Here is a 15,930-nt window from a genome sequence, read left to right on the forward strand (position 1 = left end):
AATATGCTTAGCAATGCCAGCTGCTGCGAAGCATTGCTATTTCTTTTTCATATCCATCTAGTTCATTTGGTGTTTCTAAAATAAAGGGCAGGTGACACAATTTAGGATGGTTTATAACCTTACAAATTCCCTCATGTCCTATGTGGCCTTCACCTATTTTTGCATGTCTGTCCTTGTGTGCAGAAAGAGGATTTAAACTGTCGTTTATATGCATCGCATATAATTTATCAAGCCCGATGATTTGGTCGAAGTCTGACAAAACTCCGTCAAGATTATTTACTATATCATAACCTGCATCATTAATATGGCAGGTATCCATGCAAACACCAATCTTATCTTTTAATTCAACTCTGTCAATTAAAGTTTTTAATTCTTCAAATCTGCTGCCTACTTCGCTTCCCTTGCCAGACATAGTTTCCAGCAGAACGATGGTTGATTGCTCTGGTTTTATTATGTCATTTAGTAATTCTGCAATGATTTCAATGCCCGTGTCAATTCCCTGTCCCACATGGCTGCCTGGATGAAAATTATAATAGTTTCCAGGAATATATTCCATTCTTTTTAAATCGTCTTCCATAATCATACGGGCGAATTCACGGGTTTTCGTATCTTTAGAGCAAGGATTAACTGTATATGGAGCGTGAGCTACTAATTTTGCAAAATTATTTTCTTCTGCAAGGGATAAAAAAGCTTCTACATCTTTCTCATCTATTTCTTTAGCCTTACCACCTCTGGGATTTCTTGTAAAAAACTGGAAAGTATTCGCACCAATGGAAAGTGCAATCTTTCCCATATTTTCAAATCCCTTTGAAGCAGACAAGTGGCATCCTATGTTAAGCATGTTTGTGCCTCCTTATATTCCAAAATCGCTTATATCTTCCTTTAAAAAATGAATAGCACCTTCTAAATCATTTTTTCTTAAGCAATCTATAATTTTCACATGGTATTTAGTATCTGTAGGTATTTCTATATTATTCCACTTGTTCCAGTAAAACTGTGCATAGGCACGAGTTAAAGTATCTAGGGATTTCTTCAACATATTGTATGAAAACTCATTACCACAAAAAGAAATTAATTTTAGATGAAATTCCATGTTATGCTCCCAGTGGGTAAAGAAATCGCAGGAACATTCATGTGCGGCACAGGCTGTATCGATTTCTTCCAGCATTACAAGTTGTGTTTCAGTAATGTTGTGTATACAGTCACGCAGGGAACCACCTTCTAGTATGACACGGTATTTTAAAATGTTCTCTATATCATTTCTAGTCAACTGGACTACTGCATAACCGTAGCGCGGCATGCTTCTGAGAATACCTTCATTACAAAGTTCTACCAAGGCTTCACGGACAGGTGACTTGCTAACCTGATATTTTTCCACAAGCATTTTTTCACTGATTATGTCATTTGCAGCATATTTCCCTTTGATAATGCTTTGGAATACTTCGTTATATATCATCCCTTTTAAACTAGTGTTTTTAGACATAATTTCTCCTAATTTTCTTTAATTTGATTACTTAATCATAGCAGAGAGCCGAAAGAAATTCAAGGGATTTGCATAGTTGACGTATAATAATATCTCTGATATTATTAGTAATAAGGTGAGAAATTAATAAGTAAATTAACCCATAAAACAGGAAGTTAATGGAGGTAAAAAGATATGAATAAAGAAATGTATACTGCCTTTATTGAAATTCTAAAAAGTGAATTAGTTCCAGCTCTAGGGTGTACAGAGCCTGGAGCGATTGCCTATGCAGCGGCAAAGGCGGCAGAGACATTGGGGGATTTCCCAGAGCACATGAGCATAAAATGCAGTGGGAACATAATAAAAAATGTAAAAGGTGTAGTTGTACCCAATTCAGGCGGGCTTCGAGGAATAGAAGCAGCAGCTATTTTAGGAGCTATAGCAGGAGAGTGTGCGACAGACCATAAGCTGGAGGTGCTAAATCATGTTACTAAATCTGATTTAGAAAAAACAAAGATACTTGTGCAGGAAAACTTTTGCAAGTGTATGCTTCAAGATGGAGAAAGTAACTTATATATTGATATCGTGGTTACTTGCCGGGAACATAGTGCTCAAGTTATAGTAAAGGATAGTCATACAAATATTGTTTTAATAAAAAAAGATGCAGACATCCTATTTGAAAAGAATTCTGCAGAAATCAGCACAGAACTAGAGGAAAAGAAAAAGCTTCTTAACGTAAAAAACATCATTGATTTTGCTGATATAGTAAAGATAGATGATGTAAGAGATATGCTGGATTATCAGGTTTGTGTGAACACCGCTATTGCAGAAGAGGGTCTAGCTAATGAATATGGTGCTTCTGTAGGAAAAACCTTGTTGGAGTCTTATGGCAATGATATAAAGAACAGAGCAAAAGCAAAAGCAGCGGCAGGTTCTGATGCTCGTATGGCGGGAAGTTCAATGCCCGTAGTCATTAATTCCGGCAGCGGAAATCAGGGGATTACAGTCACAGTCCCTGTAGTAGAATATGCAAAAGAACTAGGTGTTAGTGAAGAAAGAATGTATCGTGCATTGATTATCAGCAATTTGATTTCCATACATATCAAAAAATACATTGGAAAGCTGTCCGCGTTTTGCGGTGCCGTAAGCGCGGCTTGTGGCAGTGGTGCTGCCATAACATATTTACATGGAGGCTCTTTTGAAGATATTTCCTCCACAATCATCAATACAGTGGGTAATGTTGGCGGCATTTTATGCGATGGAGCAAAGGCCTCATGCGCTGCAAAAATTGCATCTGCACTGGATGCAGCAATTATGGCACATAGTATGACCACTCAGAAAAGAAAGTTTCAAAGCGGTGAAGGAATTGTTACAGACGATATAGAGAAAACGATTGAAAATATAGGCTATATTGGCCGAGATGGTATGAGAGAAACGGATACGGAGATTCTCCATTTGATGATTGGTGATGAGTGTTAAATTAGCTTAAAATAAGGACTCCTGGTTAACATACAGAGGTATATGAACCAGGAGCCCGTTTATACATAGCAGATTGCTTAATTGAAATGCAATTGTATTAATGCCAACACGTCAGTACCACCAGTTACAGACTGAAGACTGTGACCAATTTCACGATTATGATTCGTGTCAGTTGGTTCAGAAATTTGTTGAGACATTTTGCCAGAATCTGTAGTACTTACACTACACCAATAACCAACAGTAGCATCTTGACTGTCTTCCAGAAGAACTTCCGCCTTACCATAAACTACAACCTTTACAGGCGAGCCATTAGGAACCGCGTTTTCATAGATAACTCCGATTGGCATTGTGGAACCTGTAGGTGCAATATCAACAGCATTATTAGTCGTAGTAGATGCAATAACAATAGTACCTTTTACGCTAGTGCCTGTGTTATTGACAAAGGTTTCATAAATTCCGCCTTCTGGAGTAAATCCGCTGCTGGTGCTGCCGACTCGTGCACTAAACAGTTCATAACTTATTGCTCCGCTCATAGTTCCTCCCATTCATAGTTTAAGCAATTACAATATAAGGCACTCCTGCTTTTTCTGCGGTTGTCAATGCAGTATAGGCAGCTTCTGTGATTTGCTGGTTTACCCACGCAGGTGTTCCTAATGCAGCATTCCAGTACCAATAAGAAGTTGTAGCTGTTACATAAGCATAGTCAGATATTTCTGCTGTAGGATATGCGGCAATTAATGCAGCAGAATCAGCAAATACACCTTTATAACTGTCAATAGCCACGTCAGGTAGCTGGGCAACTGGAATCTTACTGTTTATATCTAGTGAAGCTACTCCATTGGCATCTCCGGCAGGTAACTGTGCAACGGGAACTGAACCTGTAGCATCAAGTGAAGCAATCCCATTAGCTGCGCCTTGTTTTGCAGTAAATAATTCATAACTTATAGCATTTGCCATTATTAAAATCCTCCCAAGATATATAATCCATAGTATACATGGATTAGTTTTTTTTACATAGACATAATCTCTTATAGTCATATTCATTTAAAAAAAATTTTACTTGCATAGAAATCAATTTTTAAAGGGAAATTGATTGAGATATGAAGCGAGGCTCCATACTTTTTCATATTATTCTAAAAAATAATTTTTGTTCTTCTTTATTATAAAAATTAAAACAAAAAATGCTTCCAGCCGACATTTAAATATCAGTTGAAAGCATTTTAATTTTGCTTAAATATTCCACATCACTTTTAAAGGTTCTTCTGTCTCAAAACCGCAAGATAATAAGATATCATTGATTTGAGAAATAGATTCTCCACTCCAGCCGTAGGAACCAAAGGCTTTGCCAATTCTCCCCTTAGGCTTCAGACCTTTCATATAGGTGAGAAAAGCAATGACTGAAGGCAGCATGGTGTTATTTAAAGTAGGGGAACCTACAAAAATATATTTGGCCTCCAATGTTCTTGACATGGCGTGTGAATAGTGATCTTCTGAAAGGTTTATGAGTTCCACGTCAAACCCTTTTGTTTTGTATTCTTCATTAAGCTGTTCTGCAAGTTTTTTCGTTGTACCCCACATGGTATCATATACAATTAAAACCTTTTTATCATCTGTTTGATTTTGGCTCCAAAAAATATATTTCTGAAGGATTTCAGGAAGATACTTTGTTATGATAACTCCGTGAGAGGGACAAACTGTTTTAATATCAAGAGGTGAGACAGATGCAATAAGTTTTCCAACTTGCATGCCAAAGGGCAAAACAATATTTGCATAGTAGTCAGCGGCCCTGTCAATCAGCTTATCTAGGCCATTCTCTGTATCAAAAATCTCACCGGTACCAGTATGTTGTCCAAAAGCATCATTTGAAAATAATATTTTTTCTTCCTCCAAATAAGTAGACATGCTGTCAGGCCAATGAACCATAGGCATAGGTATAAATTTAAAATTATACTTACCTGTATTTAAAGTATCCCCCAGTTTTACAACTGTGAAGTCATACTTTTCAGTTGGATAATAGGCCTTTAAACCCTTTTCACAGTTTGCAGTTCCATAAACCATGGCCTTAGGATATCTTTCCATCACTTTAGGTAAAGCCCCACTATGATCTGGTTCAACGTGATTACAGATGATATAGTCAATGGTTCTTCCCTGAAGAACCTGTTCAATATTTTTTAAAAACTCATCGGTAAATGTTTGTTTTACAAAATCAATTAACGTAATCTTTTCATCAAGAACTAAGAAAGAGTTATAAGTAGTCCCGATAGGAGTATAATAACCATGAAATATTCTTACATCCTTGTCCACAACTCCTACGCTGTATACATTGTCAGTAATTTTCATTATGCTTCCTGCTCCTCAAACTGGTCTTTACCTACACCGCAAATGGGACATTCATAATCATCTGGAAGTTCTTCAAATGGAGTTTCTCCATCATATTCGTAACCACAAATTTCGCATACATATTTTTTCATATCACTCAGTTCCTTTCTTTTTATTTAGCTTATAAAACTATTATAATTTTGCCTTGATTATACCTCACCTTATGTTGCATGTCTATTTTATTTATACACAATTATGGTAAAAATTAAACAAAGAAGTAACGCTAAGGTTTTGTATATGCCTTATCAAAGGTAATGGATACAAAATAATTTTTATTTATTTCTTTAATTTTCTCATTGATTATAGCCTGCACCGCTGATTGTTTTAGTTTACATTCCGAGGACAGAACAACATCAAAAATAATATTTGTGTGAGTTGATCCTGGAATTATTCGCAAATCATGTATTCCCAGGACTCCATCTAAAGGAGCAATGGTTTCTTTTAAAATGGAACGAAGTTCAGCAGTAAGGGGGTCATTAAGTTTTACTGGGTCCATGTGCGCAGTTAAATTGATTTTAAGACTTTGGTTTAAAGTTCTTTCTATGTTATCTATCATATCATGACTTTCCATAATATCTCGTTCAGAATCCACCTCAATATGTATAGAAGCAAAAATTCTGCCAGGACCATAATTGTGAACCATTAAATCATGCGTACCAATAACTCCCTCATAAGATTCAGCCCCTTCTAGTATTGCGGTAACAAGCGCAGGGTCAGGAGCTTCCCCAAGTAAAGGGCTTGAGGTTTCACGAATAAGCTGGATACCAGACCAAATAATAAATAAGGCTACGAAGCAGCCCATGATACCGTCCAGTTGGAGGTTTGTAAGTTTACCGATGATGATGCTGATTAAAACAGCACTGGTAGAAATAACATCATTTCGGCTGTCTGTGGCTGTTGCCATTAAGGCTACAGAGTTAATTTTTTTGCCCGCAGAACGGTTAAATCGTGCCTGCCAGATTTTAACGGCAATAGAAATAGCTAAAATTACTATGGTAATGTAACTAAACTGCATAAGGTCAGGATGTAAAACCTTATCAAAAGAAGTTTTTATTAGTTGAAAACCAAGGGCAATAATTACAGCAGAAATAAGAAGCCCTGTAAGGTATTCAATTCGGGCATGTCCATAAGGATGGTCTTGGTCTTCGGGCATTGCCGCAAGTTTGAAACCAATCAAGGTGATAATGGAAGAAGAAGCATCTGCTAAGTTATTAATTCCATCTGCTATTATTGCAATGCTGTTTGTAAAAATTCCAATCAGTACTTTCATGGCACATAGAATCACATTGGAAATAATACCAACAACCCCGGCCAGCTTGCCATATTGATCTCTTACGATAGGATCTTTTGTGTTTTGAAAATCTTTTATAAAAAATTTAAACAAAAATGTACCCATTTCAATCTCCCTATACTATGATATAATATGTGCAAAACTAAGGGTAAATACACTATTTTATTGTATGCTAAATTTTGGGAGGTTGCAATGTTAAACAAGTTAAAAGAACTAGGGAAATATAATGAAACTGTGCAGGCATTAGCGGATGCAAAAGAAACTCTTTGGATAAATCCCAAAGGGATGGAAAATACTTTTGATAAAGACATTACTCAAAAAGAAATCGATGAAGCAGAAGAACGACTACAACGATTTGCACCATACATAAAAAAGGTTTTTCCAGAAACAGAAAAAAGTGGTGGAATTATAGAATCACCCCTTAAAGAAATTCCCAATATGCAGAAGGTTTTATCTGATATGCTTGGTTATACACATGAAGGACGATTACTTTTAAAGTGTGACAGCCATTTACCGGTATCGGGTTCTATTAAGGCACGTGGAGGTATCCATGAGGTTTTAAAGTTTGCAGAGGATGTAGCTTTTGAAGCTGGAATGCTTACCAAAAACCACAATTATGAAATATTAGCAGAAGATAAGTTTAAACAACTGTTTAGCAAATATAGTGTGGCGGTAGGTTCTACAGGAAATCTGGGTTTATCCATAGGAATTATGAGTGCTCAGCTTGGTTTTGATGTGACCGTTCATATGTCTGCCGATGCAAGGCAATGGAAAAAGGATTTACTTCGCTCAAGGGGAGCAACGGTTATTGAATATCCTGACAGTTATCAAAAGGCTGTGGCAGAAGGAAGAAAAGAGGCAGAGGGCAACCCAATGTGTCATTTTGTAGATGATGAAGGATCTTTAGATTTATTTCTTGGATACGCAACTGTTGGAAAAAGATTAGAAAAACAGTTAGCAGAATTGAATGTAACGGTGGATTATGCACATCCACTATTTGTATATATTCCTTGTGGTGTAGGTGGAGCTCCGGGAGGAGTTGCCTATGGAATAAAGAAAGTATTTGGAGAAAATGTACATTGCTTCTTTGCAGAACCTACCCATGCACCATGTATGGTATTAGGTATGTCCACAGGCCTACACGATGGAATTTGTGTAGAGAATATAGGACTTGATGGGAAAACTGCTGCGGATGGACTTGCAGTAGGTAGGGCCTCTAGACTTGTTGGAAAAGCGTTGGAAACATTATTGGATGGTATATCGACAATAGACGATTATAAGCTTTATAATTATTTAAAGGCTTTAGCAGATGCAGAGGGAATTTATATAGAACCATCTGCTTGTGCAACCTTCGATACTATTGCAAGAGTTATGCAAAATGAAGACTACTTAGAACTATATGGGTTGCATGATAAAATAAAAACGGCCACTCACATATTGTGGGCGACCGGCGGAAGTATGGTTCCTGAAGATGAAATGAAGCACTATTATTCTTTAGCTTCTAAAATTTGATTAAGCGCCTGAGCTAATTGGTCAGGACATGATGTAGTTTTGTGCCCGCATTTAATACCAGACAATTTATCTCTTACCTGATCAATTGGCATACCTTCCACAAGAGTGGCAATACCCTTTAGGTTGCCGTTGCAGCCACCGTGAAAGTTCACATTTTTGATCTTGTTATCTTCAATTTCAAAAGACAGGCTTTGAGCGCATACGCCACGAGGATTAAAGTTATATTCCATAGTATTACTTCCTTTCATTATATATAATACGTTTCGATGCTTTTAAAAAGTCCATCAGAAATTATTATACCACAAGAAAAAGTATCTAAACAAGTTTTAGAAAGCAACTTAGGTGAGGAGATTATGAACGAGGACAAATTGATTGTGGCAATTGCAGAGGACAAGATCATGCAGTGCCAAGAAAATTACATGATAACAAATACAGGGTTCTTAGATATGAGACAGCAGACACTTTGCAGAAAATTGTTAAGGAATAATGCTGAGGTGAAAGGGTTTTTCTATGGGGGATACCCAGATGCTGAGCGGAGGATTACCATTTTTATACCAGAATATATTGAAGCCGAAACAGAAGAAGATCTGCATGAATATTTTTTAAAGAATAAAGAAGATAACCCCTTAACCTTAATAAGGGCAAAACATAATGGGTATAAAGACTTATCACATAGGGATTACTTAGGATCTTTAACGGCAATGGGTATAAAAAGAGAGGCCATAGGGGATATTCTTGTTGATAAAGAAGGTGCCGATGTTCTCGTGCTTCGAGAAATGGCTGAATTTATTTTGATAAATTACGGGAAAGCAGGGCGGACGTATTTGGAGCTCACCGTTGCGGATATAGAGCATATAGCTATTCCAGAGGGGCGTGTGGTAGAAAAAAGTGATACAGTTGCGTCTTTAAGGCTAGATAATGTTGTGGCATCCGCTTTTGGAACCTCCAGAAGCAATGCGGCAGAGGCAATAAAAGGTGGAATCGTCTTTGTGAATAATTTGCAGGTTGAAAAACCTGAAAAACTTGTAAACCAAGGAGATAAACTGGTTTTAAGAGGAAAAGGCAAAGTTATATTAAAAGAAATTGGAGGGAGTACTAGAAAGGATCGTATTTTTATTACCCTTATGATAATGAAGTAAAGTGATAACACAGACCACTGCTATTTAAGCAGTGGTTTTTATTTATAAAGAGCAAGAAAATATACAGAATTGCTCTTTTTTTCATATAATTTTGAATTTTATTTGGAATACTTTGACTCATTTTTACTTATATTGTAAAATAATATTTATAAGGAGAAGTCACAAACAGTTCCTTACTCGTTATTATTATTATTTTTTTTGACGACAAGAAGAGGAGAGAAAAAATGAGGAAACTTAGAGTTTTAGCCTTTGCTATGGTAGTAACACTACTACTTGGCACAACTAGTGCGTTTGCATGTACAGCAGTATACGTGGGTAAAGACGTAAGTAATGACGGCAGTACAATTATTGCAAGAAGTGAAGACCAGGGAACAGGAGCTTACAACAAAATGTTTCTTGTTGTAGACCGAGTAGAAAATGTACCGGGTCGTACTTTAGATGACGTACAGGGATTTTCATATCCATTACCGGCAACTACTTATAAGTACACAATGGTTCCTGATACTTCTGGTGCAGGAGACGGTCCTTATATGGGAGCTTGTACAAATGAATACGGTCTAAGTATATCGGCTACAGTTTCTGCTTCCCCAAGACCTGAAGTTGAAAAGGTGGATCCTTTTGTTGAAGGCAGCCTTAGAGAAGCTGTTCTTACAGGCATTGTTGCCTCCACTTGTAAAACTGCAAAAGAAGGCGTAGAAAAACTTGCCAGTATTATTGAAAAGTATGGTTCTGAGGAAGGCAATGTTATTATGCTTGCTGACCAGAAGGAAGCTTGGATTTTTGAAGTTTACAGTGGACACTTATGGGCTGCTCAGAAAATGCCTACAAATAAGGTGGCTGTATTTGGAAATCAGTTTATGATTGGGACTGTTGATCCTGCTGATACAGAAAACTTTATGTATCAGAAAGACTTATTTAAAACAGCGGATGCAAATAAATGGACTAAGCTGGTAGATGGAAAGGTTCATTTGGCAGCAACTTTTGCTGAACCAAGAGAAGACTATTCAAACATGCGTACATGGATGGGACATAAACTTCTTGCACCAGCAACCGTTGGAGAATACAAAACAGATACAATGTATCCATTGTTCTATGATTCAGCAAAGAAAGTATCTGCTTTAGAAGTTATGGATGTACTTCGTAACAGATATGAAGGAACTAAATTTGATGCTTCCCTGCCAGGAAATGAAGGTTTAAGAGTAATTGGAGTTGAACGTCAGTCACAAATTCATGTAATCCAGATTAAGGATAATTATCCTAAGGAAATTTCTGCATTACAGTGGCTAGCTTTTGGTAACTCAGAACATTCCGTATTCCTTCCAAACTTTAGCGGCATTACGGATACCTATTCAGCTTACAAAGTGGACGGAGAAGATTACAATCCAGCAGGTGCATATTGGAAATTTAAGAGAATCTGTACTTTAGCAGAGCAGAACAGAAGCTTCTATGGTCAAGGTGTAAAGGATTACTGGAACTTCTATGAAGAAGATCTTTATAACGATATGAAGATTGCAGAACAAAAGATGATAAAGTTATATGCTGAGGATCCTGCAAAGGCAAAGAAGTACGTAACAGATTTACATATGCAGATTGCTGAAAAAGCTTGTAAGGATGCAGATCACTTATACGATAACTTATTATTCTTTATGATGGATCGGTTTGGACGCACAGCTGCAAAGCTTGGTGGACCTTTTGTTCCAGAGATTTCAATTCGTGATGCAGCAACTGCCAAGGGCTATACTGTAAAATGGACTGGAACTAACAATCCAATTGTTTTAACAAACGGTTCTTCCTCTTATAGCTTTACTGTTGGCAAGGACACTTGCACAGTTACTAAGGGTGGAAAGGCAACAGAAGTTAAATTATCATTTGCTCCATTGGAAGAAAAGGGAACTACTTATATTCCTTTGGATTTAGCAATGACCTTTTAATCATTAAAAACTTTGTAATAATATGAAAAAAATAACCATTTCAGTGTAAAAACTAAAATGGTTATTTTTTATGTATACAGTTGAATAAAATAAAGAGAAAATAAGCAATTGTATATAACAAAATAGTTGAAATTGCATATTTTAATATTGTCAATTTTAATGTAATATATATACAAAATAGATTGTAATGAATACATTTATGAAAGAGGGCAAAGCAATGAGCACAAATACACAGACTATTTCTTCAACAAGGAATGCAACCAAGACATTAGTGATAAACGCATTATTTATTGCACTTACATTGGTAGCAACGTTTATAAATGTTACAATACCGTTTATGGGTATGGGGAATGGAGCACTTGCACATCTTGGCAACATTCCATTGTTTATAGCGGCTATTGTTTATGGTAAAAAGACGGGGGCTATAGCAGGTGCATTTGGCATGGGAATGTTTGACATTGTTTCTGGCTGGGCTATATGGGCACCATTTACCTTTGTAATAGTAGGAATTATGGGATTTATGGTAGGTCTTATTACAGAAAAACTTCACTTTAAACCAGTTGTGGTAAATACGATTGCTATTGTTGTGGCACTTATTATAAAGGTTGTAGGATATTATTTTGCAGAAGTAATTATATACGGGAATTGGTATCTTCCATTGGGATCCATTCCAGCCAACGTTTTGCAGGTCGCAGTGGGAGGAATTGTTGTCATTCCAATCGTAGAACGGTTAAAAAAGCTGGCTATATAATCAGGGGGGAGATAAGATATGTATAAAACCATGACTCCAGGACCTACTAACGTTAGGCAGAATGTGCGTATGGCAAGAAGCTTGGAAACAACTAATCCAGATATAGATCCAGCATTTTGTGAATTTTATAAGGAAACCTGTGACCTTTTAGGCCAGTTGATGTATACGAGAAATAATGTTTATATTTTAGGTGGAGAAGGGATTTTAGGTTTAGAAGCAGCATGTGCTTCATTAACAGAGCAGGGGGACAGGGCATTAGTAATTGATAATGGTATCTTCGGAAGAGGATTTGCCGATTTTGTCACAATGTATGGTGGCGAAGCAGTATCTTTTGTTTCGGACTATCATAGACCAGTTTCTGTAACAGAACTAGAAGCGTTTCTGAAAAAGGATTCCAGTTTTAAATATGCTACAGTTGTTCATTGCGATACACCAAGTGGTGTACTAAATCCTATAAAGGATATTTGTAATTTACTTGCTTCCTATGGGATTTTAACTGTGGTGGATTCTGTTGCTGGTATGTTTGGGGAATATGTAAATGTGGATGAAAGCAAAATTGATATTCTGTGTGGTGGTTCACAAAAGGCATTGTCAGCACCTCCAGGATTAACAATGCTGTGGGTAAGTGATAAAGCTATAGAAGCAATGGAAAACAGAAAGACACCAATTGCTGCATTCTATGCAAATATTTTGACTTTCAAAGATTATTATAAGGAAAAATGGTTTCCATATACTATGCCAATAAGTGACATTTACGGATTGCGTGCAGCGGTAGACAATGTTATTGCAGATAAAAATATTTTAGAAAGACACGCCAGAATTGCAGAAGCAACTAGAAAAGCTATAACGGAAGGTGGCTTAGATCTTTATCTTGAAGATGGATATTCCAATACAGTTACAGTAGTCAGAGTTCCAGATGGTTTTACAGATAAACAAATACTTGATACTATAAAAGAAAAGTATAATATTATGATCTCTGGTTGTTTCGATGTTTTAGCAGGTAAAGTAATCAGAATAGGCCACATGGGAGAAAATTCAAATAGAGAAGATATGGCGGCGGTTCTTGAGGCACTGACTAAAACATTACAGGATATAGATTTTCCTGTTAAATGCAACATGGCAGAAGTTTTTCTAGAAGAATTAAATAACTAGAAGTGATAAAAAAGGCATTGGGTAACAGAAAAATTTTGTTATTCAATGCCTTTTGTTTTTTATGATAAAGAATTATTATGAGTATGAAGTGTTATTATATGCTATTTGTCAGATTTAAATCTTTAGCAATTTCTAAATTTACTTTCAGCACATTAACCGTCTCTTCGCCAAATACTTCAAGAAATTTTCCCTGAGTGTTTTCCTTTATAATTTCTTTCAGCCTATCCTCTGATAAACCGGTTGATTGTACCAATGCTGGTATTTGTATAGAAGCTGATTCTGGACTGATGTGTGGATCAAGTCCGGAACCAGATGCCGTCAATAAATCGGTGGGGATATCCTCTTTTTTTATTGAAGGATTTGCCTTTAAAAATTCAGTCATATCTTCCTGAACACGTTGGGAAAGCTCTGGATTAGTAGGACCGTAATTTTTAGATCCAGAAGCTATGCCAGTATAATCCCCATTTTTCTTATCTTCTTGAGTATAAGTATTGTAGTTTACTGCAGATGGGCGACATTTCATAAAACGTGCATCAGTAAAATCCTGACCTACAAGCTCTGAGCCCACCGCCTTGCCATTAATAGTAACCAAACTGCCATTGGCCTGCTTTGGGAAAATTACTTGGCTGACTCCTGTGAGCAGCAAAGGGTAAGCCAAACCACAAATCAGGAGCAACGCTAAAGTTACCAAAAAAGGCCTTTTTATTCCTTTCAAAAATTTATTCATTATGAAACCTCCTATTTTAATTAGAAAAGCGCAACAACTAAACTACCACAAGCTAAAGTCCTAAAACCACTAGCAGTGGGCTGATGATTAAATCAATGATCTTTATGCCTATAAACGGGACAATGATCCCCCCAAGCCCATAAACCAACATATTATGGCACAACAGTTTTTCCGAGCGCTGCGGTTTATATTTAACCCCTTTCATAGCAAGGGGAATCAGGCAAGGGATGATGATGGCATTAAAAATCAAGGCAGAGAGTATTGCACTGTATGGTGTTGACAATCCCATGATGTTTAGCACCTTCATTTGTGGAATGACGGCCATGAACATGGCAGGAATAATTGCAAAATACTTGGCGACGTCATTGGCAATACTGAAAGTTGTCAGAGAGCCCCGGGTAATCAAAAGTTGTTTTCCGATTTCCACAACATCAAGTATTTTGGTGGGGTCAGAATCCAGATCAACCATATTTGCCGCTTCTTTGGCGGCTGAGGTTCCGCTGTTCATAGCAATCCCTACGTCAGCTTGTGCCAATGCAGGAGCATCGTTTGTACCGTCACCTGTCATAGCTACAACTTTTCCTTTAGATTGTTCGGTTTTTATGGCCTGAATCTTATCCTCCGGCTTGCATTCGGCAATAAAGCTGTCTACACCAGCTTCCTGTGCAATTGTGGCCGCAGTCAGTGGATTATCACCAGTACACATAACTGTTTTAATCCCAATATCACGAAGCCTTGCAAACCTTTCCACAAGGCCCGGCTTGATGGTATCCTTCAGGTAAATAACTCCCAGAATTCGGTTCCCAGTGCAGACCACAAGCGGGGTACCGCCTAGCTTGGAGACTTCATTGACTTTGGTATCCAAATCCTTCGGTATGGGTCCTCCCAGATTCTGTATATATTTTTGAATAGCGTCATAAGCGCCTTTGCGTATTCTTGTACCATCAGAAAAATTAACACCACTCATACGTGTCTGTGCTGTAAATTCTATAAATTCCATACCCAGTATGTCTTCATGATGTTCACCAATCAGTCGTTCTCCAAGCTCTACTATGGATTTTCCTTCAGGGGTATCGTCTTTTAGTGAACTGAGGACAGCATACCGGATTAGTTCTTGTTCACTCGTATTGCCTGCTGGAATAAATTTGGAGGCCATGCGGTTTCCGTAAGTAATAGTTCCAGTCTTATCTAAGATCATTGTATCAACGTCACCGCAGGCTTCTACTGCTTTTCCTGACATAGCAATGACATTAAAGCGTGTAACGCGGTCCATGCCAGCAATGCCTATTGCAGAAAGCAGTCCGCCAATAGTCGTTGGGATTAAGCATACGGTCAAGGCAACAAGGGTGGAAATCTGCAGATGAACACCGATGTAAGCAGCAATGTGGTATAAGCTGACAATTACAATTAAGAAGATAATGGTCAGGCTTACTAGCAGGGTGTTTAAAGCGATTTCATTAGGCGTTTTTTTCCGGGAAGCACCTTCTACCAAAGAAATCATTTTGTCAAGGAAAGATTCTCCTGGGTTGGATGTGATTTGAATTTTCAGCCAATCACTAACTACTGTTGTTCCACCAGTGACAGAGGCAAAATCACCGCCGTTTTCCTTTAACACAGGTGCGGATTCTCCGGTAATGGCAGATTCGTCTACCGAGGCAATTCCTTCGATGACTTCACCGTCATTAGGGATGATTTCACCGGTCTTAACCAGTACAATATCTCCTTTTTTAAGAATGCTTGCACTTATGAGCGTTTCTCTGCCGTCATTACTTACAATACGAGCTTGCATGTCTTTTTGAGTCTTTTTGAGGCTTTGAGCCTGAGCCTTGCCTCGGCCTTCCGCAACAGCTTCTGCAAAGTTTGCAAACAGTATAGTAACGAAAAGAGTGAAAGATACGACGCCGTTATACAGCCTCAGATTGCTTCCTTCATTTCCAAAAATATTAGGAAAAAAGCAAAGTAACAGTGTTATGGCAAACCCTATTTCTACCACAAACATAACGGGGTTTTTCATCATGTATCTCGGATTTAATTTTGCAAAGGACCCTTTAATAGAAGCTTTACAAATATCCTTTGTAATAAATTTTGTTTTTAATTCTTTACTCAT

16 protein-coding genes are annotated in these 15,930 nt (G+C 37.5%); 6 read left to right on the forward strand and 10 right to left on the reverse strand.

Translation table 11 applies throughout. The annotated features are described in order from the left end of the window. Positions 1-7 precede the first annotated feature (7 nt). Together RTW14_RS13320 and RTW14_RS13325 are read right to left on the reverse strand one after the other, a co-directional pair. On the reverse strand, positions 8-841 hold the full coding sequence (locus RTW14_RS13320) for a deoxyribonuclease IV (protein ID WP_312652194.1): 834 nt from the start codon (positions 839-841) through the stop codon (positions 8-10). A 12-nt stretch (positions 842-853) separates the two neighbouring features. Then, the gene (locus RTW14_RS13325; RefSeq protein WP_312652197.1) at positions 854-1,483 is read right to left on the reverse strand and encodes a GntR family transcriptional regulator; all 630 of its coding nucleotides are present in this window, start codon (positions 1,481-1,483) and stop codon (positions 854-856) included. 174 nt (positions 1,484-1,657) lie between these two features. On the opposite strand from RTW14_RS13325, the gene RTW14_RS13330 reads away from it, so the two are divergent. Next, positions 1,658-2,941, forward strand: coding sequence for an L-cysteine desulfidase family protein (locus tag RTW14_RS13330; protein ID WP_312652199.1), 1,284 nt, complete (start codon positions 1,658-1,660; stop codon positions 2,939-2,941). A gap of 77 nt (positions 2,942-3,018) precedes the next feature. Here RTW14_RS13330 and RTW14_RS13335 read toward each other — a convergent pair whose 3' ends face one another. The 5 genes from RTW14_RS13335 to RTW14_RS13355 all read right to left on the reverse strand — a co-directional run bounded on the left by RTW14_RS13335 (position 3,019) and on the right by RTW14_RS13355 (position 6,716). After that, complete coding sequence (locus RTW14_RS13335) at positions 3,019-3,474, reverse strand: hypothetical protein (RefSeq protein WP_312652201.1); 456 nt, start codon at positions 3,472-3,474, stop codon at positions 3,019-3,021. Positions 3,475-3,493: 19 nt separating this feature from the next. Further along, positions 3,494-3,898, reverse strand: coding sequence for a hypothetical protein (locus RTW14_RS13340; protein ID WP_312652204.1), 405 nt, complete (start codon positions 3,896-3,898; stop codon positions 3,494-3,496). 273 nt (positions 3,899-4,171) lie between these two features. Next, entirely contained in the window at positions 4,172-5,281 is a 1,110-nt protein-coding gene (locus RTW14_RS13345; RefSeq protein ID WP_312652205.1) for an FprA family A-type flavoprotein, read from the reverse strand. Next, entirely contained in the window at positions 5,281-5,412 is a 132-nt protein-coding gene (locus RTW14_RS13350; RefSeq protein WP_312652207.1) for a rubredoxin, read from the reverse strand. Before RTW14_RS13350 ends, RTW14_RS13345 begins: the two co-directional genes overlap by 1 nt. 131 nt (positions 5,413-5,543) lie before the next feature. Continuing rightward, a complete protein-coding gene (locus RTW14_RS13355; protein WP_312652209.1) occupies positions 5,544-6,716 on the reverse strand; it encodes a cation diffusion facilitator family transporter in 1,173 nt (390 codons plus the stop codon). Between the two features lie 87 nt (positions 6,717-6,803). Here RTW14_RS13355 and RTW14_RS13360 point away from each other — a divergent pair, with 87 nt between their 5' ends. Further along, a complete protein-coding gene (locus RTW14_RS13360; protein ID WP_312652211.1) occupies positions 6,804-8,123 on the forward strand; it encodes a D-serine ammonia-lyase in 1,320 nt (439 codons plus the stop codon). Here RTW14_RS13360 and RTW14_RS13365 read toward each other — a convergent pair. Continuing rightward, positions 8,099-8,353 carry a TIGR03905 family TSCPD domain-containing protein gene (locus tag RTW14_RS13365; protein ID WP_312652213.1) on the reverse strand — a complete coding sequence of 85 codons (255 nt, stop codon included), beginning with the start codon at positions 8,351-8,353 and terminating at the stop codon, positions 8,099-8,101. The genes RTW14_RS13360 and RTW14_RS13365 overlap by 25 nt on opposite strands. 123 nt (positions 8,354-8,476) lie before the next feature. On the opposite strand from RTW14_RS13365, the gene RTW14_RS13370 reads away from it, so the two are divergent. The 4 genes from RTW14_RS13370 to RTW14_RS13385 all read left to right on the forward strand — a co-directional run bounded on the left by RTW14_RS13370 (position 8,477) and on the right by RTW14_RS13385 (position 13,096). Further along, positions 8,477-9,262, forward strand: coding sequence for a YlmH family RNA-binding protein (locus RTW14_RS13370; protein ID WP_312652215.1), 786 nt, complete (start codon positions 8,477-8,479; stop codon positions 9,260-9,262). A 224-nt stretch (positions 9,263-9,486) separates the two neighbouring features. Beyond that, complete coding sequence (locus RTW14_RS13375) at positions 9,487-11,193, forward strand: C69 family dipeptidase (protein WP_312652217.1); 1,707 nt, start codon at positions 9,487-9,489, stop codon at positions 11,191-11,193. 217 nt (positions 11,194-11,410) lie between these two features. Next, a complete protein-coding gene (locus RTW14_RS13380; RefSeq protein WP_312652219.1) occupies positions 11,411-11,944 on the forward strand; it encodes an ECF transporter S component in 534 nt (177 codons plus the stop codon). Positions 11,945-11,962: 18 nt separating this feature from the next. Further along, positions 11,963-13,096, forward strand: coding sequence for a pyridoxal-phosphate-dependent aminotransferase family protein (locus tag RTW14_RS13385; RefSeq protein WP_312652221.1), 1,134 nt, complete (start codon positions 11,963-11,965; stop codon positions 13,094-13,096). 94 nt (positions 13,097-13,190) lie between these two features. On the opposite strand, the gene RTW14_RS13390 is transcribed toward RTW14_RS13385, so the two are convergent. Beyond that, entirely contained in the window at positions 13,191-13,823 is a 633-nt protein-coding gene (locus tag RTW14_RS13390) for a K(+)-transporting ATPase subunit C (protein WP_312652223.1), read from the reverse strand. A gap of 52 nt (positions 13,824-13,875) precedes the next feature. After that, a complete protein-coding gene (gene kdpB / locus RTW14_RS13395) occupies positions 13,876-15,930 on the reverse strand; it encodes a potassium-transporting ATPase subunit KdpB (RefSeq protein WP_312652225.1) in 2,055 nt (684 codons plus the stop codon).

Source organism: Aminipila sp., from assembly GCF_032051575.1.
Lineage (GTDB): Bacteria > Bacillota > Clostridia > Peptostreptococcales > Anaerovoracaceae > Aminipila.